This is a genomic window from Bradyrhizobium sp. IC4059 (assembly GCF_020193615.1).
In the GTDB taxonomy this organism is placed as follows: Bacteria; Pseudomonadota; Alphaproteobacteria; order Rhizobiales; family Xanthobacteraceae; genus Bradyrhizobium; species Bradyrhizobium yuanmingense.
Window position 1 is genome coordinate 42197 of record NZ_JADYVH010000018.1, and the last position, 16886, is coordinate 59082.

15 protein-coding genes are annotated in these 16886 nt (G+C 63.0%); 13 read left to right on the top strand and 2 right to left on the bottom strand.

The annotated features are described in order from the left end of the window. The first annotated feature begins 44 nt into the window (after window positions 1–44). The 8 genes from I6F12_RS34650 (at window position 45) to I6F12_RS34680 (ending at window position 8321) form a co-directional block, all read left to right on the top strand. Window positions 45–758 carry a helix-turn-helix domain-containing protein gene (locus I6F12_RS34650; protein ID WP_036029009.1) on the top strand — a complete coding sequence of 238 codons (714 nt, stop codon included), beginning with the start codon at window positions 45–47 and terminating at the stop codon, window positions 756–758. Window positions 759–850: 92 nt separating this feature from the next. Next, window positions 851–979, top strand: coding sequence for a hypothetical protein (locus I6F12_RS37415; protein WP_275970700.1), 129 nt, complete (start codon window positions 851–853; stop codon window positions 977–979). A 321-nt stretch (window positions 980–1300) separates the two neighbouring features. After that, window positions 1301–2029, top strand: coding sequence for a Crp/Fnr family transcriptional regulator (locus I6F12_RS34655; protein ID WP_036007486.1), 729 nt, complete (start codon window positions 1301–1303; stop codon window positions 2027–2029). Window positions 2030–2328: 299 nt separating this feature from the next. Next, entirely contained in the window at window positions 2329–3300 is a 972-nt protein-coding gene (locus tag I6F12_RS34660) for a TRAP transporter substrate-binding protein (protein WP_036029010.1), read from the top strand. Window positions 3301–3365: 65 nt separating this feature from the next. Continuing rightward, entirely contained in the window at window positions 3366–3917 is a 552-nt protein-coding gene (locus I6F12_RS34665) for a TRAP transporter small permease (RefSeq protein ID WP_225158329.1), read from the top strand. Continuing rightward, window positions 3908–5200: a TRAP transporter large permease gene (locus I6F12_RS34670; protein WP_225158330.1), complete on the top strand. Its 1293-nt coding sequence runs from the start codon at window positions 3908–3910 to the stop codon at window positions 5198–5200. Before I6F12_RS34665 ends, I6F12_RS34670 begins: the two co-directional genes overlap by 10 nt. A gap of 22 nt (window positions 5201–5222) precedes the next feature. Then, window positions 5223–6029 (top strand): SDR family oxidoreductase, encoded by an 807-nt coding sequence (locus I6F12_RS34675; RefSeq protein WP_345944200.1) that lies wholly within the window; start codon window positions 5223–5225, stop codon window positions 6027–6029. Between the two features lie 165 nt (window positions 6030–6194). Beyond that, window positions 6195–8321, top strand: coding sequence for a molybdopterin oxidoreductase family protein (locus I6F12_RS34680; protein WP_225158332.1), 2127 nt, complete (start codon window positions 6195–6197; stop codon window positions 8319–8321). Here the strand turns inward: I6F12_RS34680 and I6F12_RS34685 are convergent. After that, complete coding sequence (locus I6F12_RS34685; RefSeq protein ID WP_225158333.1) at window positions 8294–9673, bottom strand: caspase family protein; 1380 nt, start codon at window positions 9671–9673, stop codon at window positions 8294–8296. The two genes, I6F12_RS34680 and I6F12_RS34685, sit on opposite strands and share 28 nt — an antisense overlap. 166 nt (window positions 9674–9839) lie before the next feature. Between I6F12_RS34685 and I6F12_RS34690 the strand changes: the two genes are divergently transcribed. Next, entirely contained in the window at window positions 9840–10622 is a 783-nt protein-coding gene (locus tag I6F12_RS34690) for an enoyl-CoA hydratase/isomerase family protein (protein ID WP_225133139.1), read from the top strand. Window positions 10623–10671: 49 nt separating this feature from the next. Here the strand turns inward: I6F12_RS34690 and I6F12_RS34695 are convergent, their stop codons facing one another. Next, window positions 10672–11973, bottom strand: coding sequence for a hypothetical protein (locus I6F12_RS34695; protein ID WP_225158334.1), 1302 nt, complete (start codon window positions 11971–11973; stop codon window positions 10672–10674). Between the two features lie 1576 nt (window positions 11974–13549). Here I6F12_RS34695 and I6F12_RS34700 point away from each other — a divergent pair. The 4 genes from I6F12_RS34700 (at window position 13550) to I6F12_RS34715 (ending at window position 16605) form a co-directional block, all read left to right on the top strand. Next, a complete protein-coding gene (locus I6F12_RS34700) occupies window positions 13550–13705 on the top strand; it encodes a hypothetical protein (protein WP_225133137.1) in 156 nt (51 codons plus the stop codon). Continuing rightward, window positions 13705–14766, top strand: coding sequence for a toprim domain-containing protein (locus I6F12_RS34705; RefSeq protein WP_225133136.1), 1062 nt, complete (start codon window positions 13705–13707; stop codon window positions 14764–14766). Before I6F12_RS34700 ends, I6F12_RS34705 begins: the two co-directional genes overlap by 1 nt. 330 nt (window positions 14767–15096) lie before the next feature. Next, complete coding sequence (locus I6F12_RS34710; protein ID WP_225158335.1) at window positions 15097–16017, top strand: DUF2493 domain-containing protein; 921 nt, start codon at window positions 15097–15099, stop codon at window positions 16015–16017. 138 nt (window positions 16018–16155) lie between these two features. Then, a complete protein-coding gene (locus tag I6F12_RS34715; protein WP_225158336.1) occupies window positions 16156–16605 on the top strand; it encodes a hypothetical protein in 450 nt (149 codons plus the stop codon). Window positions 16606–16886: the final 281 nt, after the last annotated feature.

Below are 16886 nucleotides of genomic sequence, written 5' to 3' on the forward strand. Positions count from 1 at the left end.
GGACTCGGCCTGACGTCGGGAGCGGCCGGCGTGGGGAGCGATGGATGAAGCCTTCCGTGGTCACGAGTGAGCCGAACGGACATCATTGCGACGATTGTGCCGTGCGTGGAGCGGCGGTCTGCTCGTCGCTCGATGCAGCCGAACTCCGGGAGTTCGAGCATCTCGGCCGCCGCGTCCATTTCGATTCGGGCGAGACCGTGTTTTCCGAGGAAGACATCACGACCTCGTTCTACAACGTCCTCGAAGGCGTCATGCGGCTGTACAAGCTGCTGCCTGACGGCCGGCGGCAGATCGTCGGCTTTGCCTTGCCCGGTGACTTCCTCGGGATGAATCTGTCCGGCCGGCACAATTTTTCGGCCGATTCGATCGGCGTGGTGAAAGTGTGCCAATTCCCAAAAGGGCCTTTCGGCCGTTTCATCGAAGACCGGCCGCAATTGCTCAGGCGCATCAACGAGCTGGCCATTCGCGAGTTGAGCCAGGCGCGCGACCATATGGTCCTGCTCGGACGCCGCTCGGCCGACGAGAAGGTCGCGACCTTTCTGCTCGGCTGGCGTGAGCGGCTGGTCGCGCTCAACGGTCCGTCCGACATGGTCGCGCTTCCGATGAGCCGTCAGGACATCGCCGATTATCTCGGCCTGACCATCGAAACCGTCAGCCGCACCTTTACCAAGCTTGAGCGTCTCGGCGTGATCGAGATCATTCACGGCGGCATCAGCCTGCTCGATCCGGCCCGTGTCGAGGCCATGGCCGCAGCCTGACCTCATCTCCGGGACTCTCTCGGCAATTTGATCCCGATCAATGACGGCGGCCATGCCCCGCAAAATAATGCCGGAGACAAATCCGGGAGGGGATGATGCCTGCTGACGCGTTGCTCGTGACCGTTGTCGTCGTCGCGATCTTTGTGGTGTTCGCCGCAGTTCTGGCCTGGGCTGACCGGCAAACCAGGGCGGGCCGGCTTGATCCGGATTCCAGGCACTGAAGCCTTCTGCAGGTCCAGGTCCAAGTCCAAGTCCAGGTCCAGGTCCAGGTCCAGGTTTAGGTCCGAGTCCGGCGCGCCAGGGCCGATGCTCGCCTGGGCGGGCGCCCCCCGTCGGCAGCGTTTCGACGCAATCACGGTTTGCGTAATCCGCAACTCTGCGTCGAAGAAGACGCATCGCCGCAGCTTTTGGCTGCTGACTTCCTCGTTACGGGCCTTTTCGTGGCATTTGCCTCAAATCGCGCGCGTGCTTTCCGGTTGAAATGCCTGGTAACGTTGACTACGCAGGAACTCAGTGCCTCGTAGTCTTAGGAGCCCCGCGGCGTGCCTCAGGACAAGACCGGCGATCCCCGACAACCGGCGGGCAACAAACTATCGGTCCTGCGCAAGCACCCGATCTTCGCGGATCTGGAGCCGGAAGCGCTCGATCAACTCTGCCGCTACGCCAAGCACACCACCGTCAAGCGTGGCGCGACGATCGCCGCCAAGGGCGATCCCGGCAACAGTCTGTTCGCGGTGATCGCGGGGACAGTCAAGATTTCCTCCTCATCGCCTGATGGGCGGAACGCCATTCTCAATCTCATCGGCCCCGGAGAAATCTTCGGCGAGATCGCCGTGCTCGACGGCGCGCCCAGGTCGGCGGATGCGACCGCAAATACCAATTGCGAGCTCTACGTCATCGATCGCCGGGACTTCCTGCCGTTCGTGAAGAGCCAGCCGGCGCTGGCGATGAAGTTCATCGAGCTGCTGTGCGCGCGTCTGCGCTGGACCAGTCAGCAGGTCGAGCAGGTGATCCTGCAGAATCTGCCGGGCCGGCTTGCCAGTGCACTGCTCGGTCTCACCGAAGAGCGCAAGCTGGATTCCGGCAGCGGCACGCTCGCCATCACGCAACAGGAGATCAGCGAGATGGTCGGGATGACGCGCGAGAGCATCAACAAGCAATTGCGCGCCTGGGCCGGCCGCAACTGGGTCCGCCTCGAGCACGGCGCCATCGTCGTGCTCGATACGGACGCGCTGCGCGAGCTCGCCGAGAGTGGCCTCGGCGGCGAGTGACGCCGTCGGCCTACGGTCGAGGCTGGCGACCGCGCGGGGCCTCGATTGGAGGCGTCAAGTCACGGGCTAGCGACGTCGAGCCAGGCCGCCATACCCACCATAGTGCGAATTGCGCCAGAAATCGATCGATGCAAGTCTTGCATCGATCGATGCCGGATTTGGCTTGGACAGAGAATGCCGCCCGCCCTAGGGACGACATTGGCGCTTGACTTCACACCTGAAGCGGAGCGACCCAAGGCGGCCTGCAGCCGGGCCGACAACGATATAATCGAATTCAATCAACCCAGGAGGAAGCCCACATGAAGACGCTCACCGGTATCATCACAGCCGTTGCACTGGCGGTCTCAGCACCCCTGGCCACTGCACGCGATTTCCGCTCGGCTGACGTTCACCCCGCCGATTATCCGACCGTCGAGGCGGTCAAGTTCATGGGCCAGCAGCTCGCGGCGGCGAGCGGCGGCAAGCTTGGCGTGAAGGTGTTTCCGAACGGCGCCCTGGGCTCGGAGAAGGACACGATCGAGCAACTCAAGATCGGCGCGCTCGACATGATGCGGATCAACGCATCGCCGCTGAACAATTTCGTGCCCGAGACCATTGCCTTGTGCCTGCCCTTCGTCTTCCGGGACACGCAGCACATGCGCACCGTCCTCGATGGTCCGATCGGCGATGAGATCCTGGCAGCCATGGAGCCCGCGGGCCTGGTCGGCCTTGCCTATTACGACAGCGGCGCGCGCTCGGTCTACACCGTCAAGGCACCGGTCAAATCGCTTGCCGATCTCAAGGGCCTGAAGATCCGCGTCCAGCAATCCGACCTGTGGGTCGGCATGATCCAGAGCTTGGGGGCCAACCCGACGCCGATGCCCTATGGCGAGGTCTACACCGCGCTCAAGACCGGCCTCGTCGACGCTGCCGAGAACAACTGGCCGTCCTACGAATCCTCCCGGCACTTCGAAGCCGCCAAGTTCTACAACATCACCGAGCACTCCCTCGCGCCCGAAGTTCTCGTGATCTCGAAAAAGGTCTGGGACGCGCTGAGCAAGGAGGACCAGGCGATGGTCCGCAAGGCAGCCAAGGAATCGGTGCCCGTCATGCGCAAGCTCTGGGACGCGCGCGAGCAGGCCGCCCGCAAGACCGTCGAGGCCGCTGGCGTTCAGGTGGTCACGATCGGCAACAAGGCGGAGTTCGTCGATGCAATGAAGCCGGTCTACCAGAAGTTCGCCGGGAACGAGAAGCTGCAGAGCCTCGTCAAGCGCATCCAGGACACGAAGTAAGACAATTCGGGAACCGGGTCCGGCGTCGCCGCCAGGCGGCACCGGATCCCGTAATGAGGCGCGGGATGACAGACCCACACGTCGCAAGTCACGAGCAGGGGGCCGTAGCAACACGCCCGTCCACCGGCTTGCTGTCGCGGGTCAATGCCCCCATCGCGCGCCTTGGCATGTACCTGTCGGTGACAGGCCTGCTCGTCATCGTCGCCATCGTCTTCTACCAGGTGTTCGGACGTTACGTGCTCAACTCCAGCCCGACCTGGACGGAGAACCTGGCGCTGGTCCTGATCCTCTACGTCACGCTGGTCGGCGCCGCCGTCGGCGTACGCGATGCCGGGCATATCGGCATGGACAGCCTGCTGGTCATGCTCCCCGATCACGCGCGGGAGAAGATCGAGATCGTGATCCACGTTCTGGTCGCCGGGTTCGGCCTCGCAATGGCCTATAACGGCTGGATCCTCGGCGCGTCGGTCGGCACCGTGAAGATCCCCAATCTCGGCCTGCCCGAGGTGATCCGCTACGTGCCGCTGTTCGCCTCCGGCGTCCTGATCGTTTCGTTTTCCATCGAGCACATCATTGCTCTCCTGCGCGGCGAAGAGGTCGTCCCCTCATGGAACTGATCATCCTCGGCGCCACCTTCTTCGGCTTTCTGATCCTCGGCGTACCGGTCGCCTTCGCGATCGGCCTGTCGGCCATCTGCACCATCCTCTACGAAGGCCTGCCGGTCGCCGTCATCTTCCAGCAGATGATGTCGGGGATGAACATCTTCTCCTTCCTCGCCATTCCATTCTTCGTCTTCAGCGGTGAGCTGATGCTGCATGGCGGCGTGGCCGACAAGATCGTGCAACTCGCCAAGAATCTCGTCGGGCACATCCGCGGCGGGCTCGGCATGTCGAACGTGGTCGCGTGCACGCTGTTCGGCGGCGTCTCGGGCTCGCCCGTGGCCGACGTGTCGGCGATGGGCGCGGTGATGATCCCGATGATGAAGAAGGAGGGATACGACACCGACTACGCCGTCAACGTCACCACCCACGCCTCGCTCGTGGGCGCCCTGATGCCGACCAGCCACAACATGATCATCTATGCACTCGCGGCCGGCGGTAAGGTCTCGATCGGCGCGCTGATTGCGGCCGGCCTGCTGCCGGCGCTGGTGCTGATGGTCTGCATGTTGGTTGCCGCCTACGCGGTCGCGGTGAAGCGCGGTTATCCCGCCGGCAAATTCCCGGGCTGGGTCGAGGTGGTCCGCTCGCTGGCGGCCGCGGTGCCTGGGCTTCTGATCGTCGGCATCATCCTGGCCGGCATCCTGTCCGGCGTCTTCACGGCAACCGAATCGGCGGCCATCGCCGTCACCTACTCGATCCTGCTGACGTTCTTCATCTATCGCACCATGACCTGGGGCAACTTCCTGCGCGCCGCCGCCAAGGCGGTGAAGACGACCGGCGTGGTGCTGCTGCTGATCGGCGTCTCCACCATGTTCCAGTACCTGATGGGACTTTACGAGGTGGCGGATCTCGCCGGCGCGATGATGAACAAGTTGTCGACGCAGCCCTGGGTGATCTTCCTGCTCATCAACATCATCCTGTTCGTGCTCGGCACGTTCATGGACATGGCGGCAACGATCCTGATCTGCACCCCGATCTTCCTGCCGATCGCGATGAAGGCGGGCATGGATCCGGTGCAGTTCGGCATGCTGATGTTGATCAATTGCGCCCTCGGGCTCAACACGCCGCCGGTCGGAACGACGCAATTCGTCGGCTGCGCCATCGGCGGCATTTCGGTCGGCGCGGTGATGCGCACCATCCTGCCGTTCTATGCTGCGCTCATCGCAGCACTGATGTTCGTGACCTACGTCCCTGCATTCTCGTTGTGGCTGCCGCGCCTCTTGATGGGCTACAAGGGCTAGTAGCACCAGGGAGACAATGTCAGTGGCGGACTATCGCAAGCTCTTCGATCTCACCGGCAAGACCGCGCTCGTGCTCGGCGCCGCATCCGGCATCGGCAGATCGTCGGCCGAAGCGCTTGCGGATCTCGGCGCCCGCGTCGTCTGCGCCGATCGCGCGCTTGAGGCAGCGGAGGCGACCGCCGCCGGTATTCGCGACAAGGGCGGCTGGGCGGAAGCAGCCGGCTGCGACGCCGCAAGCGCCGCGGATGTCAATGCGCTGGCCCAAACCGTGATGCAGAAGTTTCCGCGGCTCGACATCGCCGTGACGACGCCTGGTCTCAACATCCGCAAGACCATCCTCGACTACACCGAGGAGGATCTCGACCGCGTCCTCACCCTCAACGTCAAGGGCACGGTCTTTTTCTTCCAGGCCTTCGGCCGCATCATGGTTGCGCAGAAGGGCGGCAGCATCATCGCCTGCTCCTCGGTCCGCGCGGTGACCATCGAGCCCGGCCTCGGCATCTACGGCTCCACCAAGGCGGCGATCGGTCTCCTGGTGAAGGGCTTTGCCTCCGAGGTCGGGCACGCCGGCGTGCGCGTCAATGCGATCGCCCCGAGCATCGCCGAGACCGCGCTGACCGGCCCTTTCAAGCAGCGCCCCGACATCTACAATCTCTACGCCGGCCACACCGTGTTCAACCGCTGGAGCAGCGCCGACGAGGTCGCGACCGCCGTCGCCTATCTCGCCTCGGATGCCGCAAGCTATGTCAGCGGCAGCACGCTGTTCGTCGACGGCGGCTGGACCGCCGTCGACGGCCCGCCGACCGGTCTCACCCAGTTGCACAAATAGCAAAGGATGTAGCTCGGGTTGCGCTTGCACGTCGCGCGGCTCACTGGCAGGCCTCCTTCGCAACCGCAGCAGGAAGCTCCGGCGCGCGCGGCTTGAGCAAATCGCATGGGGCTTGCCGGATAAATGCGCTCGGCTGGCCGGTATTTTGGTGTTACGAACTGGGACATGAACCAGCACGCCAAGATCAACACGAAGATCGAGATCCGCCATTCGACCTGTCCGCATGATTGCCCCTCGGCCTGCGCCCTCGATGTCGAGGTGGTCGAAGGCCGCAGCATCGGCCGCGTCCGCGGTTCGAAGAAGCAGACCTACACCGCCGGCGTCGTCTGCGCCAAGGTCGCCCGCTATGCCGAGCGCATCCATCATCCCGAGCGGCTGATCTATCCGCTGCGCCGCACCGGCCCCAAGGGTTCAGGTCAGTTCGCGCGGATCTCCTGGGACGAGGCGCTGGACGAGATCGGGCACCGATTCAATGCGGCCGAGCGCGACTTCGGTGCGGAATCGATCTGGCCCTATTACTACGCGGGCACGATGGGGCTCGTGATGCGCGACGGGCTCAACCGTCTCACGCATGTGAAGAAATATTCGCGCTTCTACCAGACCATCTGTGCCAATGTTGCGCGCATCGGCTTTGCAATCGGCACCGGCAAGATCGCCGGCGTCGACCCGCGCGAGATGGCGCTGTCCGATCTCGTCGTGATCTGGGGCACCAATCCCGTCAACACCCAGGTCAACGTGATGACGCACGCCTCGCGCGCCCGCAAGGAGCGCGGCGCGAAAATCGCGGCGATCGACATCTACGACAACGAGACCATGAAGCAGGCCGACATCAGGATCATCCTGCGGCCCGGCACCGACGGCGCCTTCGCCTGCGGCGTCATGCATGTCCTGTTCCGCGACGGCTATGCCGACCGCGCCTACATGGACAAGTACACCGATTGCCCGGACGAGCTCGAGGCACATCTGAAGTCGCGCACGCCGGAATGGGCCTCGGCGATTTGCGGCGTCCCGGTGTCGGAGATCGAGGCCTTCGCCAAGGCCGTTGGCGAGACCAAGCGTACCTTCTTCCGTCTCGGCTATGGCTTCACCCGCTCGCGCAATGGCGCGACGCAGATGCATGCGGCGCTGTGCATTCCCGCGGTGACCGGCGCTTGGCAGTATGAAGGCGGCGGCGCCTTCTTCAACAACTACGCGCTGTGGCACTTCAACGAATCCATCATCGAAGGCCACGACGCGATCGACAAGTCGACGCGCGCGCTCGACCAGTCGCAGATCGGACGCATCCTCACCGGCGATGCCGGAGCTCTGCAGGGCAAGGGTCCGGTCAAGGCGATGCTGATCCAGAACACCAACCCGATGACGGTGGCGCCGGAGCAGGCCCTGGTCCGGCAGGGCTTTGCGCGGGAGGATCTGTTCGTGGTGGTGCACGAGCAGTTCATGACCGAGACGGCGCAGATGGCTGACATCGTGCTGCCGGCGACCATGTTCATGGAGCATGACGACCTCTATTACGGCGGCGGCCATCAGCACATCTCGGTCGGTCCGAAGCTGATCGACCCGCCGGGCGAATGCCGCTCCAACCACGAGGTGTTGCAGGCGCTGGCGCCGCGGCTGGGCGCCAGGCATCCGGGCTTCGAGATGAGCCCGCGCGAATTGATCGACGCGACCTTGAGGCTGAGCAATCACGGCGACATCGCCGGCCTTGAAGCCGACATCTGGCGCGACCTGCAGCCGGATTTCCGCACCTCGCATTATCTCGACGGCTTCGCCCACGCCGACGGCAAGTTCCATTTCAAAGCCGACTGGGCGCATCCGCCGTTCGGCGTCACCATGGGCGACTACGACAAGATGCCTGGTCTGCCGGATCATTGGGCAGTGATCGAGCACGCCGACCGGGCCCATCCGTTCCGGCTAGCGACCAGCCCCTCGCGCAGCTTCCTCAACACCACTTTCAACGAGACGCCGTCCTCGCAGGCGCGTGAGGGCCGGGCCAGCGTGATGATCCACCCGTTAGATGCCGCCGCGCTCGGCATCGCCGATGGCGATGCGGTGACGCTCGGCAACGGCCGCGGCGAGACCACGCTGATCGCGACGCTGTTCGAGGGCGTGCGGCGCGGTGTCCTGATCGCCGAATCCGTTCATCCCAACAGCAACCATATCGGCGGCCGCGGCATCAACACGCTGACGGGCGCAGACACGATCGCGCCGATCGGCGGCGCGGCGTTCCACGACAACAAGGTTTGGATCAGGAAGGCCGCCTCAGCTCAAGGCGTGCACTCCGTGACGCCGTAGGCTGCGAATTCCTTCGCGATGTTTGGGTTCATTGACTTCGCTTGCGCGATATCGGTGACGCCGTCGCCGCCGCTTCTGCGCGCAGCGATACCGCGGCCGAACAGCGAGGACGAGGAGCGCGGGTTGCGCTGGATCGCGTCGGTATAATCCTTGATTGCCTCACCATTGCGCCCGAGCTTGAGGTTGACGAGCCCGCGGCTGTCGAGTGCATCGCTCAAGCCCGGGTTGATCTGGAGCGCCAGATTGCAGTCGGCGAGCGCGCCTTGCGGGTCGCCCGTCGCAGCCCGGCTCCAGCAGCGGTTGTTCAGGGCTTCCGCGTCCTTGGGCGCGCGGCGGAGCACTGCGTCGAAATCCTGTATCGCGAGCGCATAGGCGCGCTTGATCGCGTAGACCTGGCCGCGCTTGTAGCGCGAGGTGACATCGTTGGCGTTGGCGGTGATCTTGCGGCTGAGATCGGCGATGACAGGATCTCGTGCCAGCTCGTCCGTATTCGGGGCGGGCTCCGCCTGCGGTACCTCGCAGACCGGCTTTTGCGGCTCGGGTGTCTGCACCTGTGGCTTGGCCGCGTCGTCCCGCGGCCGCGTCGCCGGGCTTGCGAACGAGAACTCCGTCGTCAGCGAGGAGGACAGCCAGGGCACCTGTTCGCGGTTGGTGGCGGCAACCACGCCGTTCTTGGTGTTGGTCAGGGCCTGCTCGGCGCTGATGTTCGGCGCGCGCATTTCGCGCAGCAGCTCGGCGACAAAGAGGCTGCGATCGGTCTTGCCGGTCGCCGTGACCGCGCCGAGCGCGGCGGAGTAGAGCACCAGCGTATTGCTCGGTGCGATCGCCGGTGCCAGGCCGGCCGAATAGCGGCGGAAGCGCCGCTCGAACGGATTGCGGCGGGAGGCGTCGATCAGCGCGATCTTGATCGCGGCACCGCGCGTGTTCATCTCGGCGAGGATGGTGTCGAGGCTGAAGCCGTCGCGCGAGACGTCCGGCTCGGTCCAGATCTGGGCGTCGACCGGCAGCAGATAGGTCTGACGGTTGGACTGGATGGCAAAGCCGTCGAAGAAGATCAGCGCCACCGCGCCGCGCTCGATGCGGTCGTAGAAGCGGCCCAGCACCTGCCGCATGGCATCCCCGGTGAGATTGCTCTGCCTGTCGACGACGAAGCCGCCGCGCTTCAATTCCTCGGCGACGTCCTGGGCATCGTTGGCGACCTCGCTCAGGACGAACTCATTGTCGGGATATTTCGCGTTGCCGATCACCAGCGCGATCTTCGCGGCGTCGGCCGCATGGCATGCGGCGCCTCCGCTCAGCACGACCAATCCTGCCAGCAACAACATCAATGCGGCGCGCACGAAATGGCTCATCGGTGATCAAATCTCCGGTCAGGATAGCGCGCGCAAGCCCCAGTTCAATCGCGAAGCGAAGTTGCGCCCACACGCTATGGTGAGGCGACCCTGCAGATTGCCCTTGCGCGCGCCGCCGGTCCTGCCGCAAATGGCTGCAAAACGGGACCAAGCGAGCGAGCATGTCATGACAGACACCACAGCCGTCATCACCGAGAAGCGCGGGCAGGCGTTCTGGATCACCATCAACCGGCCGGAGAAACGCAACGCGCTGAACGGCGAGGTCATCGCCGGGATCACAAGAGCCTATCGCGACGCGCATGAGGACAAGGACGTCCGCGTCATCGTGCTGACGGGCGCGGGCGACAAGGCGTTCTGCGCGGGCGCCGACTTGCAGAATTCCGGCGCGGCTTTCGCGATGGATCATTCCAAACCAAATGTCGACTATGCCGATCTGTTACGTTTGTCACAGAACGCCACCAAGCCGGCGATTGCGCGCCTAAATGGCGTCTGCATGGCCGGCGGCATGGGCCTTCTGTGCATGACCGACATGGCGGTTGCGGCCGATCACGTCGTCTTTGGCCTGCCCGAGGTGAAGGTCGGCGTGTTCCCGATGCAGGTGCTGAGCCTGCTCCAGCGCATCGCTCCGCCCCGTCTCGTCAACGAATGGGCGCTCACGGGCGAGCCGTTCGACGCCAGGGCCGCGCAGGCCGCTGGCCTGCTCAACTACATCGTGCCGGCTGCCGAGTTAGATGCCAAGGTCGACTGGCTGATCGGCCGTATCATCGACAAATCCCCGACCGCGATCCGCCGCGGCAAATACGCCATGCGCGCGATCGCCTCGATGTCGTTCGACGAGAGCATCGCCTATACCGAAAGCCAGATCGCACTGCTCGCGATGACCGAGGACGCCAAGGAAGGGTTGAAAGCGTTCAGCGAGAAGCGGAAGCCGGTCTGGACGGGCAAATAGGCGATCATTTTTGGCACACTTCTGGACGCTGTGGTCGTTCAATGCACTGCTATTCCGCGGAATGACCGACGTTTAGTCGAATAAGGAGTGATTTCGTCCGCTCCTCGCGACGCTTCTTTGTTGCCGTGATCAACTGCTTTCCGGTGCGCTTGGCGTAGGTGGGCAGTTGGCGGCTTGATCTGTGACGGCCTGCGGCGCGCAACTCTGCGTCCGTAAGATCGCTGTCGGCACCCTCGGTGAATCCTCCGTGCCGGAAGGAAGTAAAGGAAAGCTCCTGACGCAGGCCGGCCTCTCTGATAATCTGCTTTACCACACTACGCAGATACCGCAGGTCTTTACGGGGTGTAATCCATGGAAGCGGGGTTACCGACCGACGATGCGCATGGTCACGTCGAAATGCCAGGCCCCGGGGCGAAGCCCTCTTGATCCCGTCGAGCTCATCCATGAGTTCAGGAAAGAGAGGGGCGCCCGTCTCGTCTGTCAGCGGCCACCAGGCTTCCTCCCCATTCTTTGGATGCACGATCCTAACGCTATTTGGCCGTTCGCTGGGACGGTAGTGCGATATCTCGAAAGAGCCAAACACGTGCTGCTCCCGCTGCAGCCACTCCCATGACAACAAAGCAGCAGTTGCGATCGAGCGATAGTCGAGCCTTTTCGCGGCGGCCCTGAAGGCGACGAGTTCATCCCATGTCGCGGTTGGTGTGGGTCGTATCGGCTGGCCGGGCGCCCGTGATCGTAACCCCATCCGTGAGAATGGATTGCTCGCTGGTACTATTTTTTCTTGAGCGCGCTGACCAATGAACCAGGCGCGGCGGCAACTCGCCATGGCTACATTTGCATAGCGACGACGCTCGCGGACTATGATCTCTCCATTCTTGTTCACTTTTTTTACGATTAGCAGCTTTCCATAAACTGCGTCGACGAAGGCCCTTGTGAAATCGGACAATTGCTTCGACCCAACACGACTTCCATCTTTCAGCTCGTGATTGGCAAAGAGCGCGAGACTCTTCTTGTACTGACGCTGAGTGGTGCTTTCGATTTCGCCCCACTTCTGGTGAGCTTGGAAGATGCCGATAAGCCAATCGAACGTGCCGGGTTCGGGAGAGGACGGCATCATGTCACTCAGACCCCGTGAGCGCCAACTCTCGAACGCAGGCAAGAGGACTTTCTCAACCCGTTCGACTGCACTGGCATAGTCGCCCCCCAAAGCCTCAGGCCACAAATCGCAGCCCTGCCGACGAGCCCAGGATGGCGGTGCGAAATAGTATGCCACCTTATTGTTCGCCAACAGCTTTCGTTGACAATATCGAGGAAGCTTTTGTGCAGTATCAACTGAGATCATACCAGACATAAGAGATCCTCCGGCTCCCTGGCGTCACTTCTTCCATTAGGCGATGCGAAGTGGTCCATGGTCGCCTTCGACCAGACTGGCTGCCGCAGCCGTCCTGTTCCACGACAACTAACCGGTGGCGGTGCGTCGCCTCGGCAGATCGCGCGCGCAAGTTCGATTGTGTCTTTAAAGTCCAGGTAGGCGGCGGCCATGTCCGCTCTCATCATCGCTGGCCAGGTTCCAGCGGGTGGGTAGCGAGCGGGCAGCGCTGTGCGTCGTGAAGATGGACGGTCTGATCTCACTGAGGGGGCCCGTTTAGGTCCAACTGGAGCTGAATTCGCTAAACAATGATGTCCGATCTCGAAGATCTAAATGATCTCTCTGGCGGTCAGTGGAGCGAAGGTGGGTCATAAGACCAACTCTTACGGACAAAGACTATTTCGCGCTATCGCGCGGGGCGCCCGAGCGGGGATAGGCCAAGCTAGCGCGCGAAAAGGAGACCTTGGCGCAGTTCTCGAGGAGGGCCAATTCTGATCGGCAGGATCCCCAAGAGTCAAAAATAGTCAGTATCTTCGTTGGCAGTCGTCGAGGGGCCGCTAGCAGGCAGTCAACTGCTCTATGTGCATTATCAATGGCTTTTCCGACAGATTCGCCGGTGGACTTGCATTAAGTATATCGGGGCGTTGTCCGGTGTCGGAATTTGGATGCGCGCTGCACCAGACCAGCTCTTTCGAATGATCGGAAATTCGAGCGCGTGTTGGGCCGCTCTTTTCTTGATCCGCCCCGTCACCCGACCACCTCATTGCATAAGCCTGTCGTGAACTGGCGGCCTGTGATACTCGCTTGAACCAGCCGGTCGATTCAAAGCTGTTTGAAAACAGAGACGACACCGGCCAAAGAACATTCTCCAATACTCTGGATCAGGATCTGTGGAATGCAGAGGAGTGCGCGTTAGCAAATTTCGTCCTCCGACGGCGCTTGCTTGCGCGCGTGCTGCTTCCGCCGCACCGGGCTCTCGTGAACCGAGCCGCTTTGCGTCTCGGCCATCCGGCTTCGATCCCTCGCGCAAGGAGATGCAGAGCTCCTCGCCGGGGGCACTCGGGAAAGGGGCTCGCCTGCGGCGATCGCTATCACTGCCCCGTTCCCGGGTGCCGCTATTGAACCGGTCTCGTCGCTGCACTCGGACCCGCGTGTCCCTTCGGGTCGCTATGCTCACGCTCTCCGGGTGCCATTTTGCGGCGAGGCGATGCGCTTCTCGCGCGCGCCTGGTTGGGCCTGCGGCCCTAAAGCACCTCAAGGCCAAGTCACGAAGAATGGAACGAAAGGTGGAGCGCGGCGCAGATTTCGCGTTCCGTCATTTGTGTGCGTGCGGCGCTCTCGCAAATCATGGAGATCGATTCCGCATGACGAGGCTGAGAGTAAGAGTGCCGGTCGGGTTTTGCCGTGACGGGTTACAGGCTGCGAGAGAGGCTCGCGGCGCCCGTCGCGGAGATCCGCGATGTCCAGACACTATCTTCGAGCGCGCGCCGGTGAGAACCGGACAAGCCTTTATGACTTGGGCGCTTGCCGCATCGAGCCGTCGGGATTCAACGATACGATGCGCGATCGCCTCCGCGCTTGCGGCCTCTTTGGAGAGATCATCTCCTGGAAGCTGCGGATGTTCGTGCCCACGGACGAAAGCGGCGTCGGAATCCTGGCGAAGGTGCTCGGCACCTACCTGGTCGCGCGCATCAGCGAACGGGAGGCCTCGTGATGTCTCGCGGGGCTTCCGAACTGGCACGTCGTCTCGCGCGCGAGGCGGAGGCGGTGTGTCGACACTATCTCTCCAATGGCAAGCGGGCGGGGCGGTACTGGGTGGTCGGCGACGTCCACAACACGCCGGGTCGCTCGATGTTCGTGCGGCTCCAGGAATCACCGAAGGGCCCCGCCGGCAAGTGGACTGACGCTGCAACCGGGGAACATGGCGATCTCCTCGACATTATCCGCGAAAGCCTTGCCTTGCGAGACTTTCGCGAGGTCGCCGAGGAGGCGGGGCGCTTTCTGAAGCTGCCTCGTTCTGAGCAGCAATCACTCCCGAGACCTGTTCGTCCAGTCGTGCCGGCTGGATCGCAAGAAGCCGCCCGTCGACTTTTTGCGATATCCGGTCCGATCGAAGGGACGTTGGTGGAAACGTATTTGCAACGTCGTGGAATAAGCCCAATCCACCATGGAGGCAGCTTGCGCTTCCATCCTCGTTGCTACTATCGACCAGACGAGCATTCGTCGACAGAAACCTGGCCGGCGATGATAGCATGCGTCACCGACCTCGACGGCCGGATAACCGGCGTGCACCGCACCTGGCTCGATCCAAACGGCTTTGATCGCCTGCGGCTCGGCAAGGCTCCGATCGACACGCCACGACGGGCCATGGGCGACCTGCTCGGCAACGCCGTTCGTTTCGGCGTCGTGGACGACGTGCTCGCCGCAGGTGAGGGGATCGAGACCATGCTTTCATTGCGCTACGTGCTGCCGACTATGCCTATGGCCGCGGCGCTCTCGGCCAATCACCTCTCGGCCATGATGCTGCCGTCTGGCCTGCGGCGGCTCTATATCGCCCGCGACGCCGACGCCGCCGGAGATGCTGTACAGGCCACCCTCACCCGGCGCGCAGAAGATGCCGGCATTGAAGCGATCGCGTTGTCGCCCCGGCTGGGCGATTTCAACGAAGACCTGCACATCTTGGGTCTCGCGGCCCTCCGAGCAGAGTTACGGCTTCAACTCGCACCAGAGGACGTCGTCCGCTTCCTGCATTCGTCGACGGTAGCCGCAAAATAGGCCGGTGCTTCGATCGACGTTGATAGCTCGGTCATAACGAGGCCATTGCCCGGAAGAGGACGCGACCTCGGCCTTCTAGAGGGCGATCGGACGGCAAGCGGACCGGGCCGGCAACGGCTACGCCCGGCTATTTTCCGCCGCGCGCCGTCGATGAGCAGACGCAACAGCCATCAAACCGGCGCGCTTTGCATCGCGAAGCAAAATAGCCGGCCTCCGCCATCCTCCGCTGCCGCTTCGGCCCTTGCGGGTGCTGGCCCGTTCCGCCCGCCGTCTGAGTGATCGCCACGAAGGCCGCGATGGGCGCGGCCGATCCGGCAAAGGGTCCCTCCAATGACCGACCACGACATTGAACCGCCGCACGCCTCTTCTCCAACTGACCACGTCCTCACCGAACTGCAGCTCTTCGGCTACCGTCCCTTCGACGACCAGCCCGACCCACGACCGCTTCCCGAGGGCAAGATGATCGCTGTCGCTGTCGCCGATATGTTCGACGCCCTGGTCGCGACGTTGAGCGACACGCGGCTCGAGCCGGACCTGGGCGATCTGCTCTGGTCGACCGTCAACCTGTTCCATCGTGCGGTCGACCGCATCGAACGCTATCTCGACGACAATGAGCAGGCGCAGCAAAAGAGCCAGCGCGAGCAGAATGGCTCCGAAGTCCGATCGGTCGAACTCGAGCGCCTAACGGCCGAAGGGATCACGCTGATAGAGCGCCGTAACTGCCTGGAGCTCTTCCGCGACCAGGCCATCGGGCGCTTTGAGACTCACACCGGATCATCCTGGCGCCCTCGATCGGGATCGCTGGTGAACCACCGCACGCTGACCGCAGCAATGATCGACTCCCGCGACTTCATCGCAGCCAAGCGTCGCGCTGAAACCGAGGTCTTGTTGCCAGCAGGACCGAAGATCGCACTTACCGGCGGGCTCGACTTCAATGACCACCACCTCATCTGGGACCGCCTCGACAAGGTCTACTCCAAGCATCCCGACATGGTCCTGCTCCATGGCGGCTCGCCCAAAGGTCCGGAGCTTATCGCCTCCAAATGGGCGACCAATCGCAAGGTGCCTCAGATCGCCTTCAAGCCCGACTGGACAAAGCACGCCAAGGCAGCCCCATTCAAGCGCAACGACGCCATGCTCGAACTCCTGCCGATCGGCGTCATGCAATTCCCCGGCACGGGAATCCAGGACAACCTGGCGGACAAAGCGAAGCGCCTCGGCATTCCCGTCTGGAGGTTCGGCGGCGCGTGAGCGCCGTCTCCTCGCTCCAGACCATCAAAGCGGATTGCGTGCGCCGCAACTCCGCCTCGTTTCGACCCTATGTCCAAGTTGCGCCGTGGTGGTGGTGGAAGGCGCGACTGCTAAACCTATGCACATGGAGCCACCACCATGCTTGCCCTTGGGCTTGTTCTCAGCACACTCGGCATCGGCTTGTTCTGCTGGGCGATCTTTGCGCTCGCTGTGTCTGCCTTGCCGTTTTTTGTCGCACTGAGTATCGGGATGACGGCGTTTCAGAATGGCGCCGGCGTGGTCGGTGCGCTGCTCATCGGAACAGCCGGTGGCGCGTTGACGCTTGCCGTCGGTCAGGCCGCCGTCGCCATTACTCGGTCGTTGATCCTGCGCATCGCCATCGCGACCGCATTTGCTGTCCCCGCTGCCGTCGCCGGCTATCATGTGGTGTTCGCCCTGTCACAGATCGGGATGCACTCGCTGGCGTGGCGTGAGGTCTTCGCTTGCCTTGGCGCGGTTTGCATTGGCGTTACGTCATGGACGCGCTTGATTGTTTTGGCGAAGACCGGCCCGTTCGAGCCGGCCGGGGTGGTGGATAACCCGTCCTAACCGGTTCATACGGCCGCATGGCCCGAAGGATGTCCGTTTACCACCTTCGTCGTCGAACAGGTGCGTGTAGGATCGGCGCGTTGAACTGGGGAGATCGAAACTTGAGCGCGGGAGAGGCAGTCCCTCCTCGGGACTCTCGATCAAGCTGCCGGCATTCGGTCTGGCCCACGCAGCCGCGGCAGAGCGATGTTACCTGATCCGTTCTTCGGAGACGATGCCGCCCTTTGCAGGAGATTGTTTCTCTTTCCGCGCTGAATCGTTCCGACCTCTTGTTCATCAAA

Bases quoted from the DNA above. Each gene is read 5' to 3' on its own strand.
- I6F12_RS34650 (WP_036029009.1), top strand. From the start codon at position 45: ATGAAGCCTTCCGTGGTCACGAGTGAGCCGAACGGACATCATTGCGAC.
- I6F12_RS37415 (WP_275970700.1), top strand. From the start codon at position 851: ATGATGCCTGCTGACGCGTTGCTCGTGACCGTTGTCGTCGTCGCGATC.
- I6F12_RS34660 (WP_036029010.1), top strand. From the start codon at position 2,329: ATGAAGACGCTCACCGGTATCATCACAGCCGTTGCACTGGCGGTCTCA.
- I6F12_RS34665 (WP_225158329.1), top strand. From the start codon at position 3,366: ATGACAGACCCACACGTCGCAAGTCACGAGCAGGGGGCCGTAGCAACA.
- I6F12_RS34670 (WP_225158330.1), top strand. From the start codon at position 3,908: ATGGAACTGATCATCCTCGGCGCCACCTTCTTCGGCTTTCTGATCCTC.
- I6F12_RS34680 (WP_225158332.1), top strand. From the start codon at position 6,195: ATGAACCAGCACGCCAAGATCAACACGAAGATCGAGATCCGCCATTCG.
- I6F12_RS34685 (WP_225158333.1), bottom strand. From the start codon at position 9,673: ATGAGCCATTTCGTGCGCGCCGCATTGATGTTGTTGCTGGCAGGATTG.
- I6F12_RS34690 (WP_225133139.1), top strand. From the start codon at position 9,840: ATGACAGACACCACAGCCGTCATCACCGAGAAGCGCGGGCAGGCGTTC.
- I6F12_RS34695 (WP_225158334.1), bottom strand. From the start codon at position 11,973: ATGTCTGGTATGATCTCAGTTGATACTGCACAAAAGCTTCCTCGATAT.
- I6F12_RS34700 (WP_225133137.1), top strand. From the start codon at position 13,550: ATGCGCGATCGCCTCCGCGCTTGCGGCCTCTTTGGAGAGATCATCTCC.
- I6F12_RS34705 (WP_225133136.1), top strand. From the start codon at position 13,705: ATGTCTCGCGGGGCTTCCGAACTGGCACGTCGTCTCGCGCGCGAGGCG.
- I6F12_RS34710 (WP_225158335.1), top strand. From the start codon at position 15,097: ATGACCGACCACGACATTGAACCGCCGCACGCCTCTTCTCCAACTGAC.
- I6F12_RS34715 (WP_225158336.1), top strand. From the start codon at position 16,156: ATGCTTGCCCTTGGGCTTGTTCTCAGCACACTCGGCATCGGCTTGTTC.